We start from the raw sequence: 26,318 nt of genomic DNA on the forward strand, positions 1-26,318 counted from the left end.
TTTATGCAACTATTTCATATTTAAAAGTTCATTAGGAGAAAATAAGTTTCCCAATTATCCGCAACGATTTTCATCTTGAGTTGCTACGATAATTTCAACGTTTTGCTTGTAGATATTTATCGGTTAAAGACAAATTATCAACGAAGTGATTTTAGCGTACATTTCAGCACGTAATTCTATAAAGTTCTTCATTTTCTACAAGTATTTTTCAAATAATTAGAGAAGAAAATATTGTTTAATTTTTACGTACACTTTAACACGTAACACAAGTTTTCAAATCATTATCGGCTAGAGAAAAATTATCAATTACTGGATTTTCCCAAATTCATTTTTTAAGTAAACAAAGGTTTTTTTCAGCTGAGAAAGATAAGTTTCGTTTTGATTTTTTTTGAGTCAGCACTGGTTTCAAACTTATGATTACCGTTCGATTTAAATAACTGCGTAAATTTCGACCAGAAATTTTCGTGGTTGTTTAAACTAACGGTTTTGGCTAGGCTTTGTGCGGGAAGAAAATCGGCAAGATTTTCGAACCTGTACTAAGCCGAAGCTTTTTGTTTGGATTTGTTTCTTTTGGTTTCACAAAGCCAAATCAACAAGATTTGGCGACCTAGTAAATATACACAAAACTTTGAAGTAAGCACAGAACCCGCATGAAGTTTAGCCGGTGTTGGCTAATGGCTTTTGTCGTTTCTTTTAATTTTTAATGGATATTGTCGAGTGTCAAAAACGTCGTTTATATCAATTCTATTTTCAGATTTATTAAAATGATATATTATTTTATAGCTTTTGTAAATTATATATCTAAAGTTTTCTTTTCGATGAATTAATAACTCTTCTCGTTGACCTATTTCATAATTGTTTTCAAGAATTTTAGGCTCATTCAAAATACCATTTACTAGTTTCTTAGCTACTCTTATACCAGCTTTTTCTTTGTAGTGTTTGAAAATTTCTTCAAGTTCAGTTTCAGCAAACTCAGTCCAATAAATTTTTAAGCCCATTTTTCAATTTTAGCTTTCAATTGACTTGTTTCAATTACTCTTCCGTTTTTAGAATCTTCCATAGATTTATTAATTCTTTCATTGAATTGTTCTATAGACATAGGTTTGATGTTTTCGGAAATATTAGATGCTTTTTCTTTTCTTAATATTTTTTCAAGTTTAGAGATAGCTTCTTCACTCTGAATTTTCAGAAACTCTTGAATAAATTCTATTTTTCGTGATTGTAAGTCCATATTAAACATCTTTTCATCAAAGGTAAGAAATTCTCACCTTAAAGAAATATTTTCAATGTAGTTTTTGCTTTTAGCCAACGGTTTTAGCTAGGAAACGTAGCGAGTTGACTAGCAATTAATTTTCAGACTAAAACTACACAAAATAAATAGAAAACCAACTTTAGTCATTCACAAAAAAGCTATGTTTTTTAGCTGTTGTTAACTTATGCAATTTTTCAAACTGAAAAATTCACTAGGATAGAAGAAGTTTCCAAAATACCCGCAACGACTTCAAAATCGCATTGCTATGATAGTTTCAACGTTTTGCTTGTAAATATTCATCGATTAAAGACAAATTATCAACGAAGCGATTTTAGCGTACATTTCAGCACTTAACTTAGTGAAACAACTTTTCGTTTCATTAGATATTTTTCAAATAAAGAGCAAAGAAATATTTATATGATTTTCACGTACACTTCAACACGTAATACAAGTTTACAAATCATTATCGGCTAGAGAAAAATTATCAATTACTGAAGTTTTTCCAATTCATTTTTTACGCAGACAAAAGGCTTTTTTCAGCAGAGAAAGATAAGTTTCGTTTTGATTTTTTTTGAGTGAGCACTGGTTTCAAACTTATGAATACCGTTCAATTTAAACATCCGCGTAAATTTCGACAGAAATTTCAAGGATTGTTTAAGTTAACGGTTTTGGCTAGGCTTTGTGCGGGCTTGAAAATCGACCAGATTTTCGAACACGCAACTAAGCCGAAGCTTTTTGTTTGGTTTTGTTTCTTTGGTTTTCACGAAGCCAAATCAACAAGATTTGGCGATTTAGTAAATATACACAAAACTTTGAAGTAAGCACAAAACCCGCATGAAGTTTAGCCGGTGTTGTACTTTGGCTGATTAGTTTAATGAAATAGGATGAAAGTTATATTCGTCAGTCATTTTATTTTCATATAATTTACTAATTTCATTTTCTATTATTTTAATATCTTCAATTGTCAACGCAACAGATGTTGTATAAAGGTGTTCAGGTAAATCGGTTTTATCATTTAATTTTTCAAAAATTATATTTCCATATTCAACATTATCAAATGTTCTCGACCATTCAAATGCAGTTGCAAGTCTATTATGATTAAGAGTTTTAAGATTTGATTTGAAAATTCCATATTCTCTATTGTAACTTATGGATTTCGTGTTTATTATTAAATTCTCTTTTCCAAAGTAAATATCTTACAGGAAATGCAAAGACGATTATTCCGAATATTAATAAAGGAAAAATGAATTCAGATGTATTTTCTTCAGGGATTGTGAATGGTATATAGAAAAGTATTCCAACAAGTAAAGAGACGAAAAGTGCAAGAATAATTTTTCCGACTTTACTTGAATTCACAGTTAAGTGAACATATACGTTTAATTCGTCATTATATATTTCAAAATTATTCTTCATTAAAGCTTGAGTACAACGGTTTTGGCTAGGCTTTGTGCGGGAAGAAAATCGCCTAGATTTTCGAACACGCAACTAAGCCGAAGCTTTTTGTTTGGATTTGTTTCTTTTGGTTTTCACAAAGCCAAATCAACAAGATTTGGCGACTTAGTAAATGTACACAAAACTTTGAAGTTTGCATAAAACCCGCATGAAGTTTAGCCAGTGTTGCCTAACGTTTTTTATTTAATAATCTTGAATTAATACTTCAGTAGGTATATGAAGAGTCAAGCTTAATTTTCGAATCATTTCAAGAGTTAATTTTCTTTTCTTATTTAATATTTCACTTACTCTGCTTTTAAACCCCATAACTTCTGCCAAGTCTTTTTGTTTCATACCCATTTGTTCCATTCTAAATTTTATGGCTTCAATAGGATCTGGCATCCCAATAGGATAAACTTCATTTTCATATTTGTCAATTAACATTGATAATATTTCTAATTCGTCTCCTTCTTTAGAATCTTTTTTAGCATCAAAAATTAACTCAAGTCTTTCAAGAGCTTTTTGATAATCTTTTTCGTTTCTGATAGGTGATATATCCATAATTAAATTTCGTTAGCGTTAATTTTATCGTATTCAGCATGAGTTCCTATAAATCTTATCCATGAAATTTGATATTCAAAATTAAATTTCACAATCAGCCTATAGTTATTTCCTTTAATATTGAATACAATTCTGTTGTCTTTCAATATACTAGCACTTGGATATTCAGATTTTAAATCATTAATATTAATCCATTTTGCTTTTTCAGTTTCACGAAACCAGGCTTTTAATTGTTCTTCTGAATCTGCATGTTTAGTCCAAAAGTCTCGTAAAATTTTCTTAGAAATTACTCTCACTATAATCTTATTTTCTGCAAATATAAGAAAAAAGTTACCGTATTGGGATTTTTTTCAGATAATGTTTGACAACGGTTTTAGCTAGGAAACGTAGCGAGTTAGCTAGCCGATTACTTTTCAGACTAAAACTACACAAAATAAATAGAAAACCAACTTTGGGCAAACACAAATTTAGCTATGTTTTTTAGCTGTTGTTAACTTATGCGACTTTTCAAACCGAAAAGCTAAATAGGAGAGAAGAAGTTTCCAAAAATCCACGTAACAACTTTAAAATTGCGTTTCTACGATAAATTCAACGTTCTGTTTGTCAATTTTTATCGATTAAAGACAAATTATCAACGAAGTGTTTTTAGCGTACAGTTCAGAACGTAATTTTATGACACCATTTTTCGTTTTATAGAATTTTTTTCAAATAGTTAAAAAAAGTAAATATTGGATTATTTTCACATATAATTCAGTACGCAATACGTATTCTTAAATCATTATCAACTAGAGAAAAATTATCAAGGAGTGGATTATTTCAATTACTTTTTACACGAAGAAAATGTATTTTTTTTCAGCTAAAAGAAATGTTTCGTTTTAAAATTCCCGAGTCAGAATTGGTTTTAAATACTTAAAATACCGTTCAATTTAAATAACTGCGTAAATTTCGACCGAAATTTTTGTAGTTGTTTAAGTTAACGGTTTTGGCTAGGCTTTGTGCGGGCTTGAAAATCGACAAGATTTTCGAGAACGTACTAAGCCGAAGCTTTTTGTTTGGTTTTGTTTCTTTGTTTTCACAAAGCCAAATCAACAAGATTTGGCGACTTAGTAAATATACACAAAACTTTGAAGTAAGCACAAAACCCGCATGAAGTTTAGCCGGTGTTGGGCAATGCTTTTTATCGGATGTTTTTTAATTCAGATTTCATTAAGTTTCTATAATAAAAATACATTAAAAAATATAAAGGCATTCCTAAGAAAAAATAAATAAACGGTTCAATATTATTTCGTTCTTTTTGTATCGATTTATAAAATTTTTCTTGTGAAATAAATGATTTTATTAAGAATACAAAGTACAGAATTAAACATAAGAGTATTAGTACACTTGTGAATGGAATTATAGAATTAAAAATATTCAAAAAAAGGATAGCTAGATATGTAATAAATGTAATTTTCGAAAACTTTAAAAACTCATTATAAAGACTTTCAGAATCATTATATTTCAAGTTATTTAAATTTCCTTGAAGTGATAACATTTCTTTTGTAATTCCTCTTTTTTGAAGTATTTCAATGGTTTCATTTCGTAAGTTTTCTGAATATCCATATTGAATATAGTTTTTAACGATATCAATTAATTTTTCGTCACTAAATTTTTCAAGTTTTTCTTTCATTATATTTTTTTAGCTGCTGAAATTTTAAGTTTTGCCCAACGTGTTTGGCTAGGCTTTGTGCGGGAAGAAAATCGACCAGATTTTCGAACACGTACTAAGCCGAAGCTTTTTGTTTGGATTTGTTTCTTTGGTTTCACAAAGCCAAATCAACAAGATTTGGCGACCCAGTAAATATACACAAAACTTTGAAGTAAGCACAAAACCCGCATGAAGTTTAGCCGGTGTTGGCTAATGTTTTTCATTTTCTAATTTATAGATTTCTCCATTATTATTTACATTATATTTCCACCAATAGTTAGTATAATTTACAGGTTTATCTAAGTGAATTAATGATCTTTTAGGATTCTTTTTTAAAAACTGAACTACATATAATTTCTTTTTATTTATAGGTAAAAGTTTTTTTGAAAACTCTCCAAAAATAGAGTGTTTATACTCAATAGGTTTATTGTCGTTCCAATAAGTAAAATAGATTTCTCCTTTTTCAACTTTAGTTATTTTTCCCAATACATAACCACAATCTTCAGAATCTAAAAAAAAAGGAAGTTTTCGAATACGAATATTTTTATAATTATTCTATTCACATTCAATCATTAACCTTTCTCCAATAGTATGATAACCAGATATTTTAGTTTTATATATTGTATCGTTAATAGTATATTTTATTACCGAATGTAGTAATCCTTTTCCTCCTCCAATTTCTTTATCAACAACAAGAGCATCAACTTCAATAATCTTTTTATTGTTCCAACTTTCATAATCTTTGTATTGGTATGTTTTATATAATACAACTATAAATGAAACAACTACAAAAAGACTAATCGTAAAAATTAAAATTTCTTTTTTTAAATTTCTATGATTGTTTTTCATTAATTTTCGAAATATAATTTAATTAAAAATATATATAAAGTTTTCATTTTCAAATATTTGCCAACGGTTTTGGCTAGGCTTTGTGCGGGAAGAAAATCGCCAAGATTTTCGAACACGTACTAAGCCGAAGCTTTTTGTTTGGATTTGTTTCTTTTGGTTTCACAAAGCCAAATCAACAAGATTTGGCGACTTAGTAAATATACACAAAACTTTGAAGTTTGCACAAAACCCGCATGAAGTTTAGCCGGTGTTGGGCACAGTGTTTTTTATTTTAATCTAATATTCTTTCATAGATCAATTCGTTCTGCTTCTTAGATATTGAAATTCTGTCCCAAGTCGGTGAATATCCTTGCTTATTTGGTTTATAGTACTCATAAACGTAATTCCATTTGTCTTGATAAGTCACTACAAATTCCTTTTCTGTTTCTGAATATCTTGGCTTATCAGACCTAATGTCAAACATTTCGTCTACGCTGTCTCGATAATTGTCTGATTTTATAATCCAATTAATCAATCTTCTTTTGTCATTTTCCGAGATTTTCAATTCAAAGCGGTGGTAGAAGTCTCCAATACCAGTCATTTCATTAGATTCAATTTCAAAGTCGTCATTTAGTGTTATACAGTGTTCATTCAAACTTTCTGTTACGTCAGATTTGAAAAACAGATAGTCTTCAAGTAAAAAAGACAAAACGGGTGTCGCAAAAATCAGAGCTATAAAAAAGGCAAGTCCAATTCCTAGTTTTCTTTTACCATACTTTCTTGGAATCCAGTAACCAAGAAATATCAGTCCACCAACAATTAATAGTGTGAGTAGAATTACCAATAACCAAAATCCTATGAAAGAGTACATTTGTTAATTTTTCTATCGTTTTATCACATTGTGCCCAACGGTTTTGGCTAGGCTTTGTGCGGGAAGAAAATCGGCCAGATTTTCGAACACGCAACTAAGCCGAAGCTTTTTGTTTGGATTTGTTTCTTTGATTTCACGAAGCCAAATCAACAAGATTTGGCGACTTAGTAAATATACACAAAACTTTGAGAAAGCACAGAACCCGCATGAAGTTTAGCCGGTGTTGTACTTTGGCTGATTAGTTTAATGAAATAGGATGAAAGTTATATTCGTCAGTCATTTTATTTTCATATAATTTACTAATTTCATTTTCTATTATTTTAATATCTTCAATTGTCAACGCAACAGATGTTGTATAAAGGTGTTCAGGTAAATCTGTTTTATCATTTAATTTTTCAAAAATTATATTTCCATATTCAACATTATCAAATGTTCTCGACCATTCAAATGCAGTTGCAAGTCTATTATGATTAAGAGTTTTAAGATTTGATTTGAAAATTCCATATTCTCTATTGTAACTTATGGATTTCGTGTTTATTATTAAATTCTCTTTTCCAAATAGATTCCAAAGTAAATATCTTACAGGAAATGCAAAGACGATTATTCCGAATATTAATAAAGGAAAAATGAATTCAGATATATTTTCTTCAGGGATTGTGAATGGTATATAGAAAAGTATTCCAACAAGTAAAGAGACAAAAAATGTAAGAATAATTTTTCCGACTTTACTTGAATTCACAGTTAAGTGAACATATACGTTTAATTCGTCATTATATATTTCAAAATTATTCTTCATTAAAGCTTGAGTACAACGGTTTTGGCTAGGCTTTGTGCGGGATTGAAAATCGGCCAGATTTTCGAACACGTACTAAGCCGAAGCTTTTTGTTTGGATTTGTTTCTTTTGGTTTTAACTAAGCCAAATCAACAAGATTTGGTGACTTAGTAAATATACACAAAACTTTGAAGTTAGCACCAAACCCGCATGAAGTTTAGCCGGTGTTGGGTGTAGTTTTTTCAATTATTCAAAAGACTCAAAGGTTACAGTTTTATTTTCGTCATTAAATTCAATATACAAAATACTGTATTTCTTTTTTAAAGTATAGGATGATGAATGTATTTTCGTTCCGTAATTATTATTGAATTTTGTTTTTAGAGCATTGTATTCAAATAAAGTTTCAAATTCAAGAGTAAAAGTTCTAGCAGAATCATTAAAACCAGGGGAATCTTTTTTCGAAATTATTTTAACTGTTGTTGGTAATGAAATATTCGTACTTTTTTCAAAGTCTGAAATTAATTCAGAGTCAGGTGGGTAAATTGTTATTAAAGAAATATAAATAGGGAAAATTAATGATATTCCTATAATATAAAGTAGAATTTTCCAGTTGCTTTTTTGGGAATACCTTTTGTTAAATCCATATTCTTTCATTAAAAATGTAATTAAGAATACAAATGGAAATATGATTAAAAAAGTAAATATTAAAATTAGTGTTCCCATTTCAGTTTTTAATTACACCCAACGGTTTTGGCTAGGCTTTGTGCGGGCTTGAAAATCGACAAGATTTTCGAACACGGACTAAGCCGAAGCTTTTTGTTTGGATTTGTTTCTTTGTTTTTAACTAAGCCAAATCAACAAGATTTGGCGACTTAGTAAATATACACAAAACTTTGAAGTAAGCACAAAACCCGCATTAAGTTTAGCCGGTGTTGGTAATAGTTTTTATTAGAAGAATGATATTTCAAATTCAGAGTTTACTTTTTTTCCATAAATATACCCAGGAACCCAATCTCCAAGAGAATTTAGTTTTTTTAGTATTTCACTTCTTGTCAAATTAATATATTTCAGTTCTTCATTTGAATATTTAATTTCGATTATTTCTCCTTTAAAATCTATTATTAGTTCTGGAACTTTGTTTAAAATGTTTTTAGAAATAGTTTTTAAATAATTTCTAATTATAGAGTCATCTCCTATAAATTTTGGAGGACTTTGAAGTAGTTCATTTTTGTATATTTTATAAGGATCAATATATTTTGATTTGTTGTTTTCGTTAGTAAATAATTTTTCAGCTTTTTTTCTTTCATTAAGTAAAAAGTTATTACCAAATTTTTCATTTAGAATTTTTTCAGACTCATTAACATAACAAATAATAGGGTCATCAATATTGCAACCAGCATTTTTTGTTATAATATTATACTTAGAAAATAAATATCGTTTAATAAAATACTCTTGTTCCCTGTCTTGATAATAGACCATTCCTATTTCATTATGAACATAAATATTTTGTTTAGATTCATGTTTTGCTATTTCAATCCATTCATTGCAAGTAGGTGGAGGTAGAGGATTATCTCCTTGTAATTCAACTTGTGAGTATGTTTTATTTAAGAAGAAAAGAAGAAGAAATAATATTTTTTTCATTTTCTGGGGAATTATTACCAACGGTTTTGGCTAGGCTTTGTGCGGGAAGAAAATCGACAAGATTTTCGAACACGCAACTAAGCCGAAGCTTTTTGTTTGGTTTTGTTTCTTTGATTTCACAAAGCCAAATCAACAAGATTTGGCGACTTAGTAAATATACACAAAACTTTGAAGTTAGAACTAAACCCGCATTAAGTTTAGCCGGTGTTGCCCACTTTACTTTTTTACAAAAACTCTTTTTTCAAACCCATTAGTTTCAATAATTAGTTTGTTTTCAATAATTTGCCCTTTATAAAATCTTTCGAAACTACTAACTCCAATTGTCCATTTTGGGTTTTGATTAGGTTTCAAGTATGGAGTTATTGCTTTCTCAAAGAATTCGTTATTATTCACTTTCAAAGAGAAGCTAAATTGGTTTCCTGCAATTTTAAAGTCATAAATTTCTTTCATAAAGAAACCTGGAAAATATCCTTCTCTAGCTTGGTCAAAATCATCAGTCGTTCCAAAGTAAATTATCCTATTTTTCTCAAATTGTATATAATGATTTTCGACTAGAGCTTCAGTATTGTTCTCGTACTCATATTCATAAACTCCTTCAAGTTGATTTTCAATTGATTTTATTTCAACAATTAGAACAGAGTCTTTTTGTAATATTTCAAATGTATTATTCTCAGCATCTAATTTTACCCCTTTAGCAAAGGAATTCATATCAATTACAAAGAATCCGAAAATAAGGATTAAACAGCTAATTATAATTTGAATTAAATATTTCACGGCAGTATTTTCGTATTGTGGGCAACGGTTTTGGCTAGGCTTTGTGCGGGAAGAAAATCGGCCAGATTTTCGAACACGGACTAAGCCGAAACTTTTTGTTTGGATTTGTTTCTTTGGTTTTCACAAAGCCAAATCAACAAGATTTGGCGACTTAGTAAATATAAACAAAACTTTGAAGTTAGAACTAAACCCGCATGAAGTTTAGCCGGTGTTGTAGTGCGTTTTTATTTAGTCAATTGTTTTAGTTTATTCAATATTTTCTCAAGCACAAAACAGATTAAAAGATAATAAATTTTCAGATTATGATTCCAATTATGTATTTCATTTTACTTATTTTTCAGGTTAATTTTTAAATTAACAATAAATATACTATCGAAAATACTTACTAACCTTGGTACATCATTATCCTTAATCTTGAATCCCCCAGTTTTGTTAATTTTATCAAATGCTCCTATTAACTTAATCTTTGAAATTTCGTTCTTACCATTTTCATTATAAAAACTGATATTATAATCATAATTCATTTGTGGTCCTTTTATTTTAAAATCAACATGGTAGACAAATCCATTTTGAGCATTTCCAACAACATCAGTAAACTTGTATTCAAATTTTTCAGGATTATCAAGTGTTTTAATTATAGCTGTTCTTATATTGGATAAATCAGACTGAAATTTATATTCCTTAATAGGCGGATAAACAGCGCTAAATTGAGAAACGAAATAAATACAACTTCCTAATACTATCAAGAGAATAATCCAAACTAAAATTATAAGATGCTTTATTTTCATTATTATCAAATATTTATTGTCTTTTTAAATAAATCATTAATTATTTTCAATTCATTCTTAATCTTTGTAGATGTCTTCATTTTTTAATGCACTACAACGGTTTTGGCTAGGCTTTGTGCGGGGTTGAAAATCGGCCAGATTTTCGAACACGTACTAAGCCGAAGCTTTTTGTTTGGTTTTGTTTCTTTGGTTTTCACAAAGCCAAATCAACAAGATTTGGCGACTTAGTAAATATACACAAAACTTTGAAGTTGACACAAAACCCGCATGAAGTTTAGCCGGTGTTAACTTTGAGTTGATTATTTTATAATATTTTTCAAAGAATAGAGATTTTTACACAGCTACTTTTTTTGCTTTTCGATGATTTTAATTTTTGTTTTAGATGAAAAAATATTTAGTTTTTTCAAGTTTTAAAATTTCCTTATTCTTTAATTTTTTCAATGATTTTAGTTTTCAATGATAATTTTTTAGTTTCATAAATTCTCAAACTTTAATATTTCATTATCAGCCTTTTTAAAGCTTATTTAATGATAGTAATATTCTTTAATTAAACGGAAAGTTGAGCAGTGCTACTTTAAAAGAATAAAAAACGAATAATTATCGATTATGAAAACATTAATATGAAATGAAATTTACAGAAAGTTACTGAGCTTCCAAGCTATGAAAGTTTAAAGTCAGTTTCTAAAGAAATTTATCAAAGAATAAAAATGATTCTTATTGCTACTGAACCAGCTGATTCATAAACTTTTTCAAAGAATTTTTATACCATTAAAGTTAACGGTTTTGGCTAGGCTTTGTGCGGGAAGAAAATCGACAAGATTTTCGAACACGTACTAAGCCGAAGCTTTTTGTTTGGATTTGTTTCTTTTGGTTTCACAAAGCCAAATCAACAAGATTTGGCGACTTAGTAAATATACACAAAACTTTGAAGTTTGCACAAAACCCGCATGAAGTTTAGCCGGTGTTGGGCACAGTGTTTTTTATTTTAATCTAATATTCTTTCATAGATCAATTCGTTCTGCTTCTTAGATATTGAAATTCTGTCCCAAGTCGGTGAATATCCTTGCTTATTTGGTTTATAGTACTCATAAACGTAATTCCATTTGTCTTGATAAGTCACTACAAATTCCTTTTCTGTTTCTGAATATCTTGGCTTATCAGACCTAATGTCAAACATTTCGTCTACGCTGTCTCGATAATTGTCTGATTTTATAATCCAATTAATCAATCTTCTTTTGTCATTTTCCGAGATTTTCAATTCAAAGCGGTGGTAGAAGTCTCCAATACCAGTCATTTCATTAGATTCAATTTCAAAGTCGTCATTTAGTGTTATACAGTGTTCATTCAAACTTTCTGTTACGTCAGATTTGAAAAACAGATAGTCTTCAAGTAAAAAAGACAAAACGGGTGTCGCAAAAATCAGAGCTATAAAAAAGGCAAGTCCAATTCCTAGTTTTCTTTTACCATACTTTCTTGGAATCCAGTAACCAAGAAATATCAGTCCACCAACAATTAATAGTGTGAGTAGAATTACCAATAACCAAAATCCTATGAAAGAGTACATTTGTTAATTTTTCTATCGTTTTATCACATTGTGCCCAACGGTTTTAGCTAGGAAACGTAGCGAGTTAGCTAGCAATTAATTTTCAGACTAAAACTACACAAAATAAATAGAAAACCAATTTTAGTCATTCACAAAAAAGCTATGTTTTTTAGCTGTTGTTAACTTATGCAATTTTTCAAACTGAAAAATTCACTAGGATAGAAGAAGTTTCCAAAATACCCGCAACGACTTCAAAATCGCATTGCTACGATAATTTCAACGTTTTGCTTGGTAGATATTTATCGATTAAAGACAAATCATCAACGAAGCGATTTTAGCGTACATTTCAGCACGTAACTTAGTGAAACAACTTTTCGTTTCATTAGATATTTTTCAAATAAAGAGCAAAGAAATATTTATATGATTTTCACGTACACTTCAACACGCAATACAAGTTTACAAATCATTATCGGCTAGAGAAAAATTATCAATTACTAGATTTTTCTAATTCATTTTTTACGCAGACAAAAGGCTTTTTTCAGCAGAGAAAGATAAGTTTCGTTTTGATTTTTTTTGAGTCAGCACTGGTTTCAAACTTATGAATACCGTTCAATTTAAACATCCGCGTAAATTTCGACAGAAATTTCAAGGATTGTTTAAGTTAACGGTTTTGGCTAGGATTAGTGCGGGGAGAAAATCTGCGGATTTTCGAACACGGACTAAGCCGAAGCTTTTTGTTTGGATTTGTATTATGTTTAAACTAAGCCAAATCAACAAGATTTGGCGACTTAGTAAATATACACAAAACATTGAAGTTTAAAATAAAGCCCGCATTAATTTTAGCCGTTGTTGTAACTAGTTTTTAAATTTTACTTAATTCAAATAATGTAATTTCAGGTCTAACATTAAATCTAACTTGCCATAAATGTCCTAAAGCTCTATTTATGTAAAGAGTTCTGTTGTTCGATAATTTTATTTTTCCAGCAGAATATTTTTTGTTTTTCACAGGTAGCATTGGAGGATTTAAAAAAGGTGGTTTAACTTGTCCTCCGTGAGTGTGTCCAGATAATATCCAACTGTTATAATCTTTCCATATGTCTAGATCACATACATCAGGATTGTGGCAAAGTACAATATTTGCTTCATTACTTTTCATATCTGACATTGCTTTTTCGGGATTGAAATTTGTACCCCAATAATCATCTATTCCAATAATGTTAAGACCTTGAATATTTTTTTTTTCATTTCTCAAAATTTCAATATTAGATGAATTTAATATTTCAATTATTGAGTTTGCTACATTATTTTCTGCCCAATTTTCACCATAATCATGATTTCCTAATATACCAACAGTAGCTAATTTTCCATTAACACTATTTTTCATGACAGTTGTTAACTGCTCAAATTGCTTATGATTTTCGTAACTAACAAAATCTCCAGTATAAACTACAATGTCTGGATTCAATTTCTGGGCTTTTTCAAAAGATTCGATGATATATTTCCAATCAAATCTATTACCAACATGAATGTCACTAATTTGCATTAAAGTTTTACCAACTAAATTTTCAGGAAGATTTTTAATAGGCATTTTAACTTTCACAAATTCAAGCCAAAAAGGTTCAATTTTCCACGAATAAATTCCAGAAAGAAGTCCAATTCCAATCGCACTAAAAATTCCTTTTTTTATAAATTTTCTTCTTTTCAAAACTTTTCAAATAAATTAGTTACAACGGTTTTGGCTAGGCTTTGTGCGGGATTGAAAATCGCCAAGATTTTCGAACACGTACTAAGCCGAAGCTTTTTGTTTGGATTTGTTTCTTTGGTTTTCACAAAGCCAAATCAACAAGATTTGGCGACCTAGTAAATATACACAAAACTTTGAAGTTAGCACAAAACCCGCATGAAGTTTAGCCGGTGTTAGCAACTGTAATTTTATTGTATAATTTTTATCGAAATTTGAAATGTTCTATTTTGAAATTTTATGTCTTTTTCAATTTCGTTGTGATTTTCATCAATAGTCGTTATTGGACCTTTGATAACTGAAGTTAATCCATGAACATATCTTCCATTTATACTTATAAACTCATTGATAGGAAATTCCAAACCAACTGCTATTCCCAGATCAATTTCATTATCCCAAAACTGTGAAATATCAATTGCTTTAGTTTCATATTTAGCTTTAGCTGATAACAAATATCCCAATTCAGCACCTGTTTGTAATTCAATTTTTTTATAAACTTTATACCCTATTAAAATGGGCAAGTTAATATAGTCAAAATGAATTTTTCCTTCACTAGATGGATTGGCATTTTTATCTGCTTTAGTTTTAAATCCTTTTCTAGAGAATAATAATTCGGTGTTTAAAGAAAATTTTTCGTTTAATTCAATTTTAGAAAATACTCCTCCATGAAAACTTAATAGATTTTGGTTTTTTTCAATAGACTCACCTACTGTTACATTATTTGTGTAGTTAAGTCCAGCTTTAACCCCTAATTTATTTTGTCCAATTGACTTTAATGTAATTCCCATTAATATTATAATTAACGGAAGTCTTAGAATTTTCATTTTTAGTTTTTTATTGTTGCTAACGGTTTTGGCTAGGCTTTGTGCGGGCTTGAAAATCGGCCAGATTTTCGAACACGGACTAAGCCGAAGCTTTTTGTTTGGATTTGTTTCTTTGGTTTCACAAAGCCAAATCAACAAGATTTGGCGACTTAGTAAATATACACAAAACTTTGAAGTTTGCACAAAACCCGCATGAAGTTTAGCCGGTGTTAGGTGTATTTTTTTATTTTAATCATAGCTTGGATTATCTTTAATTTTTTGTAAAATCTGATTTCCTAAAGGAGTTAATTGAATACTAATATTTTCACCATTTTCATTTTTGGATTCTTCAATAAGTCTATTTTCAATTAATTTGTTTTTTAAACCTATATCAAATGTTAGATTAGTTAGTGGTGACTCTTTTTGTGTTTCAGCTATTTTTTTTAAGGCAGATTTAAGTTCTAAACTTAACATATTGTATATTGAAGGGGCATAAATAGAGGCATCTTTTCGATATCTATTTTTATCTATAGTTTCAAGAGAAAGTTTGTGTTTGTAGTGGTTCACTTCATCTTTATAAGCTTTCATAATATCATCTTTTTCAATAGATATTTGATTAATTTCATTATTTAATAATTCTATACTACCACGACTATCTGATAATTCTTTGCTTAAGTTTTTAATTATTCTTTCTTGTTCTGAAAGTTTCTTTTTTAAATCATTTTTTTCTTTAATATTTTCCTTTTCAGTGTTTAAAATAGTTTCCCTGTGAAAAAGTTTAATAGCGATTCCATCAGAAAGACTTGCTATATAGTCGGATATAATTGATGAAATTTTAATTAGTCCTCTCATTAGAGGAAGTAATAATGTGTAAATTAGAGCAATGCAAAAAGGTCCCCAAAAACTCCAAGTAGTATGTTCATAGTTTCTTGCTTCTATAGTGTCAATCTTTGTTAGGATATCTACTTTCAAGAATATAAATGTGGATATTGGTTTCCAATTTATAGCTATATATGAAAAGATAAAAGAGATTACGAAAGGATTCTTGATCCTCTCGGTAATAGGAGACAGGTTTTCTTTTATAATTTCAGTAGTTTTATCTATTATTTTTTCTGTCATTTTTTTATAATTACACCTAACGGTTTTGGCTAGGCTTTGTGCGGGGTTGAAAATCGACAAGATTTTCGAACACGGACTAAGCCGAAGCTTTTTGTTTGGTTTTGTTTCTTTGGTTTCACAAAGCCAAATCAACAAGATTTGGCGACTTAGTAAATATACACACAACTTTGAAGTAAGCACAAAACCCGCATGAAGTTTAGCCGGTGTTGGGTAACGTTTTTATACTTTCAATTTATTAGGATTCTTTCGATTACTAAAAAAAGATAATATTTGAACAGTTTTATTATTGTTATTTTCTCTGTAATAGATAGTATTCAATTTATGTACTACAGCTTTTCTAACTTCTAAATGTTTAGACTGAGGAAATAAAGAAGGATTTTCAGCTATTAGTTTAACTGTAGTTTCAATTTTCTGAGAAAGTTTTTTAGATTCTCTTTCAGTCCATTTTAATTCTAAATATTCAAAAACTTCCTTTAATTCATTTAAAGCGTTATCTGTCCATTCAACCTTATAACCACTTTTCATATATCTTTCTAGCTTCAGAGTGAGAGTTTAGATTTCCATTGTCAGCATCTATAATACCTTTTTCAATAGATTTTTTTTCAGATTCAGAAATTTCATTCCACCAATCTGCTGTCTCAGATTTTCTAAGCTCTAATATTTTCTCAATCAGTGATTTGTCGTTAAGAGTTGTTAACCACTGTATTAATTCTATTTTAGTATTTTGAATATTCATTTCCATATTTCAAAAGTAATAAAATTCTAATTGAATATAGTTTTTCGGTGCTACTTTTTAATGTTACCCAACGTGTTTGGCTAGGCTTTGTGCGGGAAGAAAATCGATAAGATTTTCGAACACGGACTAAGCCGAAGCTTTTTGTTTGGATTTGTTTCTTTTGGTTTCACAAAGCCAAATCAACAAGATTTGGCGACCTAGTAAATATACACAAAACTTTGAAGTTAGCACAAAACCCGCATGAAGTTTAGCCGGTGTTGTACTGCGTTTTTATAACTTCATTTCGTTAATAATTTCTTTCGTTTGCTCCATATCTGTAATCATAAATTCAAGCATTTCAGAACGTTTTAACTTTGTCTTTTTAGTATATAAGTCTTTTCTAATTTGCAACAATAATTCGCTGAGTAATGCAATCAATCTGTTTCCATAATCAGAAGTGTATTCTCCATTCTCATCTTTATAAATGTCTGAATGAAAAAAGGTTTGCATTATTTTATTAAATATCTGTATCGCTTTATCAGACCCGAATGTTGTCAAATCAAATACAGCCTTCTTATATTCCAATGTTGTAAGCTTATTTATTTCTCTTTGTTTAACTTTTTCTGATAAGGTAAAAGTCATTGTTGCAATAAAGGGTTCTAATAATATCTTATAAGTTTCTATCTTAAACTCTCTTGACTTAGCCTCTGAATTAAGGACGTCTTCTTTTTTAGATTTAATAATCCATGAAATAATTCCGCCTACTGTTAACAGAATTGGTGATAAGATAGCTATAATTAAGGTTTGATTCATTTCGTTTTTTTGTCCATAATTTTTTTACTAACTAATGTCAATCTAATAGCAAAAGCAATAATTAAGAATAGAATACCAAAAGTATATTTATAGCCTTCCCAAAATGTGTCATTCACTATTTTTCTTAATTCATCTCTTTTTTTAGTTAATTCATTTATTCGATTGAAATAAACTAAAACATATTCGTAATCTGACGAAGTCTGATAATTTGTAATGTTTAGAACTGGTAAATCTGGCAATGAATTATAGTCGTTTGCAATGGATTTCGATGTAATTTGATGAATTCTCTTCATCCAGCTACAAACTGAGTCTTGTTCAGCTTGTCTTATTTCAAATTCATTTTGAGGTAAAACTCCACTATTATTATATTTTAAACAATGATTTGGAATTTCAGAATAAATGTTTAAGTCAGACAAATTAAACTTCACATAATTACTGTATAGCTCTAATTCATTTGTACTTCTGTTTTTTCTATTTTCCGCTACTAAAAACAATAATCCAAATACTCCAACGAAAATCCAACTAAACTCTAATCGAATCCAAGTTATTTCTTTCAATTTGAATACTCTCAAAAAAAGAATATAAAATAGGCCCCATAAAAGAATAACTCCTATAAATGCAATAAGTGGATTGTTAATTAATTCTTGGATGGCTTTAAACATATATTTTTTTAAATTTTCCGATTTTTTTCTTAAATGCAGTACAACGGTTTTGGCTAGGCTTTGTGCGGGAAGAAAATCGGCCAGATTTTCGAACACGTACTAAGCCGAAGCTTTTTGTTTGGTTTTGTTTCTTTTGGTTTCACAAAGCCAAATCAACAAGATTTGGCGACTTAGTAAATATACACAAAACTTTGAGAAAGCACAGAACCCGCATGAAGTTTAGCCGGTGTTACCCAACGTTTTATTCAGTTTTTATATTTACAAATTATCTATAAAGGATTTATTATGTTCCTTTTTTAAATATTTTTTAACTAATTTATTATAGCATTCCTTTTCAGATTCAGTTTCACAATTCATTCCGAATGTTTCAATGTTATACTCATTTTTTAATATCTTTTCTAATTCAGGGTTAAAGCTAGTTAAACATTGAAAATATTTAATTTTTTTATTTTTTAAATCAGTTGCAAATCTTTTTTCCATCTTTTCACAAGTGTCTAATTCTCCATATTCCGCATAAATTTTCCCAATTCTAACACTTTCAAAAATTTGAATAGAAAGAGATATATTTAAAATCAAGCATATTGTAAATCCAGAAATTGCTAATGTGATTAGTAAATTTCGCAATTTTTTACTCAAAAAGAATATTCCAATTGATAAAACTCCAATTCCAAAAAACAATTTAGAATATTTCAATTCTGGTGGCTCTAAACTATTTTCAGCTAATGCAAAATTTTTATTATATAATAAAAATATAAACCCTAAAATTCCTAAAGCTAGAATTATATATTTCGTTCTTTTGTTCATTTTTTGTTAATGTTGGGTAACGGTTTTGGCTAGGCTTTGTGCGGGAAGAAAATCGACCAGATTTTCGAACACGCAACTAAGCCGAAGCTTTTTGTTTGGTTTTGTTTCTTTTGGTTTCACAAAGCCAAATCAACAAGATTTGGCGACTTAGTAAATATACACAAAACTTTGAAGTAAGCACAAAACCCGCATGAAGTTTAGCCGGTGTTGGCTGCTGGCTTTTAATCTCCCTTAAAAAATATTTCATTTATAGAATTTTCATATTTCCACCATCCAGTTAGTCCAAAAGATGTTTTAATTAAAAAATATTCATTATCATTTAATAATATTTCTATTTCTGAATCTTTCGGAAGATTAGCGATTATATTTGTCTGATTTTTTTCAGCATAAATTTTCATTAAACCTTTTGTTTTAGTTTTGATTCCAACATAGTAAAAAGGTTGTTTGATTTCAGTTAATTTTTCATTTTTAAATTGATATTTTTTTCTTTGATTAAAGTAGTTGTTTGTGTGACCTTCAGCATATAAATATCCATTTCCTGGTATATATAATATTAATCCATTGATTGAGCCGATATATTTAATAGAATCACCTGTTTTTTTAACTATTGAAAAATTAGGATCAGCACTCAATCCATAATCAAAGAGTATATATAATTCTTCATTATTAGATTTATCAATTTTAGTTATTACAAATTCATGTAATAAAGTGTCATCTGTATATTCTTCATAAAAGATACTTGTTGAGTCTACTTTTTTATTGATTATTGAAGTGTTTTTTGAATCAAAATAAATAGTTGGAGTTTCAAAACCTTCATATTTATAATTTAATTCAATTTTAGACAAATAACTAAATGATTGAGGTCTTAATTTTTGTTGAGAATAGATTGTGAAAAAACTTAAAGTAAGAATTATATTTATTGTTATTTTCTTTTTCATATTCTCATTTTTTGCTTGCAGCCAACGGTTTTGGCTAGGCTTTGTGCGGGAAGAAAATCGCCAAGATTTTCGAACACGTACTAAGCCGAAGCTTTTTGTTTGGTTTTGTTTCTTTTTGATTTCACAAAGCCAAATCAACAAGATTTGGCGACTTAGTAAATATACACAAAACTTTGAAGTTGGCATAAAACCCGCATGAAGTTTAGCCGGTGTTGCCTGTTGCTTTTATCTTATTTTATGAATATTTTCAATTTCATTTTCTTAATAAATCAGGGATTGTAGATTTTTTAGACTCCAGTATTATCTCCGTAAATTTCAATCATTTTCTCAAGCTGTAAAATTGTTGATTTAATATATGATTGGTCACTTATTATTTCAAATTCAAGTAAATTATTTTCATGATGTTTTTCAATAAATTTCCCTTTTAAAGTAGCTTTTCCGAATTTGTCAAATGTTAAAACCGAAACTAAATTATTCTCATACGAGCTTAATTGAGCTTCCCCTTTTAAATTTTCATAACATTTCTTCAGTTTTTCATAAAAGAAATATAAATCTCCTGTTGAAATCCAAACTAGTCCTTTAACATTGTAACTTGATGCTTTAATTTCGATTGAACTTTTTGTGTCGTATCCACCAAATGGACAAGTTGTTTCAGGGAAATCAAAAATCTTTTGAGTATTGATTTTTAAGTAATTTCCATTTTCTCCATATATTAAAATTTCTATCATTATTTTATTTTTCAAGAATTTTTCGAAGTTACAGGCAACGGTTTTAGCTAGGAAACGTAGCGAGTGAACTAGCCGATTAATTTTCAGACTAAAACTACACAAAATAAATAGAAAACCAACTTTAGTCACTCACAAAAAAGCTATGTTTTTTAGCTGTTGTTAGTTTATGCAACTATTTCACATTTAAAAGTTCATTAGGAGAAAATAAGTTTCCCAATTATCCGCAACGACTTCAAAATCGCATTGCTACGATAATTTCAACGTTTTGCTTGTAACTATTCATCGGATAAAGACAAATTATCAACGAAGCGATTTTAGCGTACAGTTCAGCACGTAATTCTATAAAATTCTTCATTTTCTACAAGTGTTTTTCAAATAATTAGAAAAGAAAATATTGTTTAATTTTTACGTACACTTCAACACGAAACACAAGTTTTCAAATCATTATCGGTTAGGGAAAAATTATCAATTACTGGATTTTCCCTAATTCATTTTTTACGCAAACAAAGTTTTTTTTCAGCTGATAAAGATCAGTTTCGTTTTGATTTTTTTTGAGTCAGCATTGGTTTCAAACTTATGATTACCGTTCGATTTAAATGACTGCGTAAATTTCGACCAGAAATTTTCGTGGTTGTTTAAACTAACGGTTTTGGCTAGGCTTTGTGCGGGCTTGAAAATCGGCCAGATTTTCGAACACGTACTAAGCCGAAGCTTTTTGTTTGGATTTGTTTCTTAGGTTTCACAAAGCCAAATCAACAAGATTTGGCGACTTAGTAAATATACACAAAACTTTGAAGTAAGCACAAAACCCCGCATGAAGTTTAGCCGGTGTTACCTAAAGTATTTTTCAAACTGTTTTTATAGATTAAAAAGTCAATTAAAAAAAAGTCAAGTTATAATGCTTTAACTGATGATAAATTTCTCAAAAACATAATAATTAAACGCAACTACGATAATTTCCTACACGTTTCTACTGTTTTTATTTATCGAGAAAAGAAGAACTTTTTGTGTTTAAATAATTTCTCAAAGACTAATGATTTTACACAACTACGATAATTTTTTACACATTTCTACTGTTCTTCATTTGTCAAGAAAACATGAACTTTTTAAGTTTAAATAATATTTCAAAAAACTTATTATTTCACACAGTTACGATTTTTCAAACACTACTTTTTTGTCATGACATTTAAAAACTTTTCAAGAATAGAAATGTTATTTATAGATAGAAATGTTTTTTTTCGTTTTTACACGCAACGAAAAAAATCAATATTTTTCAGCGAAGAAAATGATAATTTTTCATGAAAATTTTTCAAAATAGGAGAGGGGTAAAAAGTTTCAAATTATATTAATAATTCTACAGAAAACGCCGCTACGATTTTATTTTAGGTAACGGTTTTGGCTAGGCTTTGTGCGGGAAGAAAATCGGCAAGATTTTCGAACACGTACTAAGCCGAAGCTTTTTGTTTGGATTTGTTTCTTTGATTTCACAAAGCCAAATCAACAAGATTTGGCGACTTAGTAAATATACACAAAACTTTGAAGTTAGCACAGAACCCGCATTAAGTTTAGCCGGTGTTGTGTAACGTTTTATTTATTGATTTGTACTTTTCGAACTTCAATTAATTGTTCTCCTCCAAATAAAATGACAAAAAAGAATAATATATAATTAACATCTTTCGATTGAAAATTAATAGTTTCATTTTCGTTTAAATTAAAATACGTGTAAATATATTTATAGATAATAAATATCAAAGCTACTATTGATAAAACTTTCAAATAATAAAGAGTTTTTCGATGTTTTGAAATCAGTACAATAAAGGCCATTATATTTATTATTCCCCATATAGCATAATTTATATGTTCCTCATATTTCAATAACCATAAACAAGCTAAAGAGACAATACAAGTGTAAAATATAGCAAATCTATACATCCATTTATATTTGAAAAAAGCTTTTTCTTTATATATTGGTTCTACTTTTTCAATACTTTCAATATTTTTTTCTTTAGTTGTATTGTTTTCATTTATAGAATAATTTTCTAATAATACTTTAGCTGCTTCAATTGCTTCTTTGTCAAATAAAGATGGATTTTCAATTTTATATTCTAATTCAGATTTTGTTTTGAACTTGAATTTTTCAATGTATTTATTCTTTTTCAAGGACTTTTTTTTATGTTACACAACGGTTTTGGCTAGGCTTTGTGCGGGAAGAAAATCGACAAGATTTTCGAACACGTACTAAGCCGAAGCTTTTTGTTTGGATTTGTTTCTTTTGGTTTAAACTAAGCCAAATCAACAAGATTTGGCGACTTAGTAAATATACACAAAACTTCGAAGTAAGCACAAAACCCGCATGAAGTTTAGCCGGTGTTACCTGCTGGCTTTATTTACATTTTTCATTAATTCGTTCCAATGCATAGTCGGCACCGAGTTCGTGAGCTTTTTTCCAATTTTCACAAGCATTAGCCTTATTTCCTATATTAAATTCAGAATTTCCCTTATTGAAATATGCCATTTGTTTATTTTTAATGTCAATATTTTTTAGATTAATTACTTTATCATAATCCTCTATTGCTCCAATATAATCTCCATTTTCATCTTTAACACTTCCACGATTTGTTAAAGCACTAATAAAATCAGGTGCAATTTCTATAGCCTTATCATAGTCTTTTAGTGAGGATTTCCATGTATAAAGCTCATTTTTCACTATAGCTCTTGAATAATATGAATTCGGATCTTTCGGATTAATTTTAATACAAATAGTCCAATTAATTATTGCTCCACTTAAATCTCCTGAATTATAACATTCAATACCTTTATTGAAATAATAATCTTCTTCTTTTTTATCGAAACTAGGAAGTTTTTGATTTTCAGGGTCAAATGGTGCTCCGTAACCGTCTAGTTTTGAATCAAATTCATAACCTCGTTTGTACATATCCAATCCCCAATAAAGTAAATTGTCTTCAGTTATAGGTATCTCATTTGTTTCTCCATTCAGCTCCCAAATTCCTCTTTTAATTTTCTCAATGGATTTGAATTCATAAGGATAATGCTCATTAAGAAATTCTTTAAGTTTTTCAAGTTTTTCTTTCGAATTAGAAACAAAGTGAAAGTCAAATTTTGCTAGGGAAAAATCACTTACTCCACTTTTCTGCATGTTATTGAATACATCTTGAGCTGAAACCATTTCTTTTCCGAAGTTTTCAGTGAATTGTTCCCAAGTAATAAACTTGTCTACATTTTTATTTTGTCCCCAACCAGTTAGAAATTTCAACATTAAGATTATTATTAATAGGTTTTTCATTTCGTTGTTTGCAGCTTGCAGGTAACGGTTTGCATATGGCTTGTGGCGGTTTCGAAGCACTTTCCTGTCCACCGAAACCAAAGCTGGCTACGGAGCGAAAGCCTTGCTGTCAGCCGTTCGCCCGCCATAAGCTATATGCGTTGTTGTGGTGTCGTATTTTTTATTCATTAAACTCTTTAGGATATTCAACCATTCCATTTACTCCATTCAGTCCATTTTCAATCAATTCCATTACCATACAATTCTCTTTCGGAACGTCAAACGGCAATTCTATTCCATACTTATCAGCTTGTTTATAACCGAATCTTGGATAGTAATTTTCGTGTCCAAGTAGAACGATTGATTTATGTCCTAATTCTTTAGCTCTTTTTTGAGATTCAACTATCAATTTTCCGCCTATTCCTTTCCCTTGAAATCCGGGTAAAACAGACACAGGTGCCAAAGCCAATGAGTCAAATTCGTTCGATTTGTTTTTAATCTTAAGTTTTGTCAACAGAATATGTCCAACAATTTTGTTTTCGATTTCGGCTACCATAGAAAGTTCGGGAACAAAAGCATTTGACTTTCTCAATCGTTCAACTAAAAACTGTTCCTTGTGGTCACTCATTTGTTCATTTTCAAATGCCTTTTCTATAAGGTTAAAGACTGTTTTAAAGTCTTCTGGGTTTTCTTTTCTTATCGTTAATTTCATTTACTTTTTCAGTTTCTTCTGCGTTCCTGTTATATGCACCACAACGGTTTTGGCTAGGCTTTGTGCGGGATTGAAAATCGACAAGATTTTCGATTACGGACTAAGCCGAAGCTTTTTGTTTGGATTTGTTTCTTTGGTTTCACAAAGCCAAATCAACAAGATTTGGCGACTTAGTAAATATACACAAAACTTTGGAGTAGGACAGAAGCCCGCATGAAGTTTAGCCGGTGTTGCCCACTTTACTTTTTTACAAAAACTCTTTTTTCAACCCCATTAGTTTCAATAATTAGTTTGTTTTCAATAATTTGCCCTTTATAAAATCTTTCGAAACTACTAACTCCAATTGTCCATTTTGGGTTTTGATTAGGTTTCAAGTATGGAGTTATTGCTTTCTCAAAGAATTCGTTATTATTCACTTTCAAAGAGAAGCTAAATTGGTTTCCTGCAATTTTAAAGTCATAAATTTCTTTCATAAAGAAACCTGGAAAATATCCTTCTCTAGCTTGGTCAAAATCATCAGTCGTTCCAAAGTAAATTATCCTATTTTTCTCAAATTGTATATAATGATTTTCGACTAGAGCTTCAGTATTGTTCTCGTACTCATATTCATAAACTCCTTCAAGTTGATTTTCAATTGATTTTATTTCAACAATTAGAACAGAGTCTTTTTGTAATATTTCAAATGTATTATTCTCAGCATCTAATTTTACCCCTTTAGCAAAGGAATTCATATCAATTACAAAGAATCCAAAAATAAGGATTAAACAGCTAATTATAATTTGAATTAAATATTTCACGGCAGTATTTTCGTATTGTGGGCAACGGTTTTGGCTAGGCTTTGTGCGGGATTGAAAATCTGCGAGATTTTCGAACACGGACTAAGCCGAAGCTTTTTGTTTGGATTTGTTTCTTTGGTTTCACAAAGCCAAATCAACAAGATTTGGCGACTTAGTAAATATACACAAAACTTTGAAGTAAGCACAAAACCCGCATGAAGTTTAGCCGGTGTTCTATGCAGTTTTTTCATTTTTAAACATTTCATTAATTTCTTTTCGATTATAGTCTAAAATCCAAGAATTTAAATTTTCATAAATATGCTTTAGTTCTTTTATTGATTTCGACCATATGTCACAACCTCTATCGTCATAAATATTAAACCCTGTATTGTTTTTCGGACAAAAGAAATATACTTTTTGAGTTATAAAATTTTCACCACCCATTTCTAAAGACGCAATACCTCTTATTATTTCCTTAACTTCATTTAAGGGTAGAATAATTTTCCCAATAGATAAATCACATTCTAATTTATCTTCAAAAATCCTCTCAACCTTTTTTCCATTAGAATCTTCCTCGTAATAAGTCTGTTCGAATGGTCCTTTGATTCTTTTTAGGTCGTAATTTTTCAAGAGTTTATGTAAATAATTTTCTTTCACTTTTTCCTCTTCGATTTTTATCCAACTATCTTCCCATTCTTCCACAACAATTATTATTTCATTCTCTCCGATTAGCTGGTTGTATATTTCGATTCCTCTTTCAGTAGCTTGCTCTATTCTTTTTGAACTATCACTATTTCCTTCACCACCCAATTCGAACCTCATAGAGAAATCACCAAAAATTGAGTCAATTCCAGTATTGGGGAGTAACCTTTTTAATTCTTCTCGTATTGTTTGCTTCATTGTAAAGTCGTGATTTTTTTTAATTGCATAGAACGGTTTTGGCTAGGCTTTGTGCGGGAAGAAAATCGACAAGATTTTCGAAAACGGACTAAGCCGAAGCTTTTTGTTTGGTTTTGTTTCTTTTGATTTCACAAAAAATCAACAAGATTTGGCGACTTAGTAAATATACACAAAA

29 protein-coding genes are annotated in these 26,318 nt (G+C 29.4%); all 29 read right to left on the minus strand.

Features of this window, described 5'->3' with window-relative positions; genetic code table 11:
* Nucleotides 1-671: 671 nt before the first annotated feature.
* Entirely contained in the window at nt 672-998 is a 327-nt protein-coding gene (locus tag ACXGQT_RS01640) for a type II toxin-antitoxin system RelE/ParE family toxin (RefSeq protein ID WP_457829682.1), read from the minus strand.
* The gene (locus tag ACXGQT_RS01645) at nt 989-1,231 is read right to left on the minus strand and encodes a hypothetical protein (RefSeq protein ID WP_457829683.1); all 243 of its coding nucleotides are present in this window, start codon (nt 1,229-1,231) and stop codon (nt 989-991) included. Before ACXGQT_RS01645 ends, ACXGQT_RS01640 begins: the two co-directional genes overlap by 10 nt.
* Before the next feature lie 1,656 nt (nt 1,232-2,887).
* Complete coding sequence (locus tag ACXGQT_RS01650; protein ID WP_457829684.1) at nt 2,888-3,244, minus strand: helix-turn-helix domain-containing protein; 357 nt, start codon at nt 3,242-3,244, stop codon at nt 2,888-2,890.
* A gap of 2 nt (nt 3,245-3,246) precedes the next feature.
* Nucleotides 3,247-3,540 carry a type II toxin-antitoxin system HigB family toxin gene (locus ACXGQT_RS01655; RefSeq protein WP_457829685.1) on the minus strand — a complete coding sequence of 98 codons (294 nt, stop codon included), beginning with the start codon at nt 3,538-3,540 and terminating at the stop codon, nt 3,247-3,249.
* Between the two features lie 881 nt (nt 3,541-4,421).
* Complete coding sequence (locus ACXGQT_RS01660; protein ID WP_457829686.1) at nt 4,422-4,913, minus strand: hypothetical protein; 492 nt, start codon at nt 4,911-4,913, stop codon at nt 4,422-4,424.
* Between the two features lie 228 nt (nt 4,914-5,141).
* Entirely contained in the window at nt 5,142-5,417 is a 276-nt protein-coding gene (locus ACXGQT_RS01665; protein ID WP_457829687.1) for a hypothetical protein, read from the minus strand.
* A 69-nt stretch (nt 5,418-5,486) separates the two neighbouring features.
* Nucleotides 5,487-5,780 (minus strand): hypothetical protein, encoded by a 294-nt coding sequence (locus ACXGQT_RS01670; protein ID WP_457829688.1) that lies wholly within the window; start codon nt 5,778-5,780, stop codon nt 5,487-5,489.
* Between the two features lie 271 nt (nt 5,781-6,051).
* Nucleotides 6,052-6,414 carry a hypothetical protein gene (locus tag ACXGQT_RS01675; RefSeq protein WP_457829689.1) on the minus strand — a complete coding sequence of 121 codons (363 nt, stop codon included), beginning with the start codon at nt 6,412-6,414 and terminating at the stop codon, nt 6,052-6,054.
* A 454-nt stretch (nt 6,415-6,868) separates the two neighbouring features.
* The gene (locus ACXGQT_RS01680) at nt 6,869-7,426 is read right to left on the minus strand and encodes a hypothetical protein (RefSeq protein ID WP_457829690.1); all 558 of its coding nucleotides are present in this window, start codon (nt 7,424-7,426) and stop codon (nt 6,869-6,871) included.
* A 223-nt stretch (nt 7,427-7,649) separates the two neighbouring features.
* Nucleotides 7,650-8,126 carry a hypothetical protein gene (locus ACXGQT_RS01685; RefSeq protein ID WP_457829676.1) on the minus strand — a complete coding sequence of 159 codons (477 nt, stop codon included), beginning with the start codon at nt 8,124-8,126 and terminating at the stop codon, nt 7,650-7,652.
* A gap of 225 nt (nt 8,127-8,351) precedes the next feature.
* Nucleotides 8,352-9,044, minus strand: coding sequence for a hypothetical protein (locus ACXGQT_RS01690; protein ID WP_457829691.1), 693 nt, complete (start codon nt 9,042-9,044; stop codon nt 8,352-8,354).
* Between the two features lie 216 nt (nt 9,045-9,260).
* A complete protein-coding gene (locus ACXGQT_RS01695) occupies nt 9,261-9,818 on the minus strand; it encodes a hypothetical protein (RefSeq protein WP_302885243.1) in 558 nt (185 codons plus the stop codon).
* A gap of 326 nt (nt 9,819-10,144) precedes the next feature.
* Nucleotides 10,145-10,606 (minus strand): hypothetical protein, encoded by a 462-nt coding sequence (locus ACXGQT_RS01700; protein ID WP_457829692.1) that lies wholly within the window; start codon nt 10,604-10,606, stop codon nt 10,145-10,147.
* A gap of 985 nt (nt 10,607-11,591) precedes the next feature.
* Nucleotides 11,592-11,954 carry a hypothetical protein gene (locus ACXGQT_RS01705; protein ID WP_457829689.1) on the minus strand — a complete coding sequence of 121 codons (363 nt, stop codon included), beginning with the start codon at nt 11,952-11,954 and terminating at the stop codon, nt 11,592-11,594.
* A 1,057-nt stretch (nt 11,955-13,011) separates the two neighbouring features.
* Nucleotides 13,012-13,854 (minus strand): metallophosphoesterase, encoded by an 843-nt coding sequence (locus ACXGQT_RS01710; protein ID WP_457829693.1) that lies wholly within the window; start codon nt 13,852-13,854, stop codon nt 13,012-13,014.
* 227 nt (nt 13,855-14,081) lie between these two features.
* Nucleotides 14,082-14,714: a porin family protein gene (locus ACXGQT_RS01715; protein ID WP_457829694.1), complete on the minus strand. Its 633-nt coding sequence runs from the start codon at nt 14,712-14,714 to the stop codon at nt 14,082-14,084.
* A gap of 228 nt (nt 14,715-14,942) precedes the next feature.
* On the minus strand, nt 14,943-15,812 hold the full coding sequence (locus ACXGQT_RS01720) for a hypothetical protein (RefSeq protein WP_457829695.1): 870 nt from the start codon (nt 15,810-15,812) through the stop codon (nt 14,943-14,945).
* Nucleotides 15,813-16,031: 219 nt separating this feature from the next.
* Complete coding sequence (locus ACXGQT_RS01725) at nt 16,032-16,337, minus strand: type II toxin-antitoxin system RelE/ParE family toxin (protein ID WP_167897023.1); 306 nt, start codon at nt 16,335-16,337, stop codon at nt 16,032-16,034.
* The gene (locus ACXGQT_RS01730) at nt 16,321-16,554 is read right to left on the minus strand and encodes a hypothetical protein (RefSeq protein WP_457829551.1); all 234 of its coding nucleotides are present in this window, start codon (nt 16,552-16,554) and stop codon (nt 16,321-16,323) included. The genes ACXGQT_RS01725 and ACXGQT_RS01730 overlap by 17 nt, the downstream gene beginning before the upstream one ends.
* A gap of 264 nt (nt 16,555-16,818) precedes the next feature.
* Nucleotides 16,819-17,340: a hypothetical protein gene (locus ACXGQT_RS01735; protein ID WP_303419242.1), complete on the minus strand. Its 522-nt coding sequence runs from the start codon at nt 17,338-17,340 to the stop codon at nt 16,819-16,821.
* Nucleotides 17,337-18,002: a hypothetical protein gene (locus ACXGQT_RS01740; RefSeq protein WP_457829696.1), complete on the minus strand. Its 666-nt coding sequence runs from the start codon at nt 18,000-18,002 to the stop codon at nt 17,337-17,339. The genes ACXGQT_RS01735 and ACXGQT_RS01740 overlap by 4 nt, the downstream gene beginning before the upstream one ends.
* 258 nt (nt 18,003-18,260) lie before the next feature.
* The gene (locus ACXGQT_RS01745; RefSeq protein WP_457829601.1) at nt 18,261-18,806 is read right to left on the minus strand and encodes an FEKKY domain-containing protein; all 546 of its coding nucleotides are present in this window, start codon (nt 18,804-18,806) and stop codon (nt 18,261-18,263) included.
* Nucleotides 18,807-19,027: 221 nt separating this feature from the next.
* Entirely contained in the window at nt 19,028-19,930 is a 903-nt protein-coding gene (locus tag ACXGQT_RS01750; protein WP_457829697.1) for a hypothetical protein, read from the minus strand.
* 101 nt (nt 19,931-20,031) lie between these two features.
* Nucleotides 20,032-20,472, minus strand: a complete 441-nt coding sequence (locus ACXGQT_RS01755) for a WapI family immunity protein (protein ID WP_457829698.1) — start codon at nt 20,470-20,472, stop codon at nt 20,032-20,034.
* 1,587 nt (nt 20,473-22,059) lie between these two features.
* Nucleotides 22,060-22,632, minus strand: coding sequence for a hypothetical protein (locus tag ACXGQT_RS01760; protein ID WP_457829609.1), 573 nt, complete (start codon nt 22,630-22,632; stop codon nt 22,060-22,062).
* Nucleotides 22,633-22,855: 223 nt separating this feature from the next.
* Nucleotides 22,856-23,776 (minus strand): tetratricopeptide repeat protein, encoded by a 921-nt coding sequence (locus ACXGQT_RS01765; protein WP_457829699.1) that lies wholly within the window; start codon nt 23,774-23,776, stop codon nt 22,856-22,858.
* Between the two features lie 160 nt (nt 23,777-23,936).
* Nucleotides 23,937-24,467, minus strand: a complete 531-nt coding sequence (locus tag ACXGQT_RS01770) for a GNAT family N-acetyltransferase (protein WP_457829700.1) — start codon at nt 24,465-24,467, stop codon at nt 23,937-23,939.
* 239 nt (nt 24,468-24,706) lie between these two features.
* Entirely contained in the window at nt 24,707-25,264 is a 558-nt protein-coding gene (locus ACXGQT_RS01775) for a hypothetical protein (protein ID WP_457829701.1), read from the minus strand.
* A gap of 213 nt (nt 25,265-25,477) precedes the next feature.
* Complete coding sequence (locus tag ACXGQT_RS01780) at nt 25,478-26,143, minus strand: DUF3885 domain-containing protein (protein ID WP_302885290.1); 666 nt, start codon at nt 26,141-26,143, stop codon at nt 25,478-25,480.
* Between the last annotated feature and the right edge of the window lie 175 nt (nt 26,144-26,318).

The organism is Wenyingzhuangia sp. IMCC45467 (genome assembly GCF_054111205.1).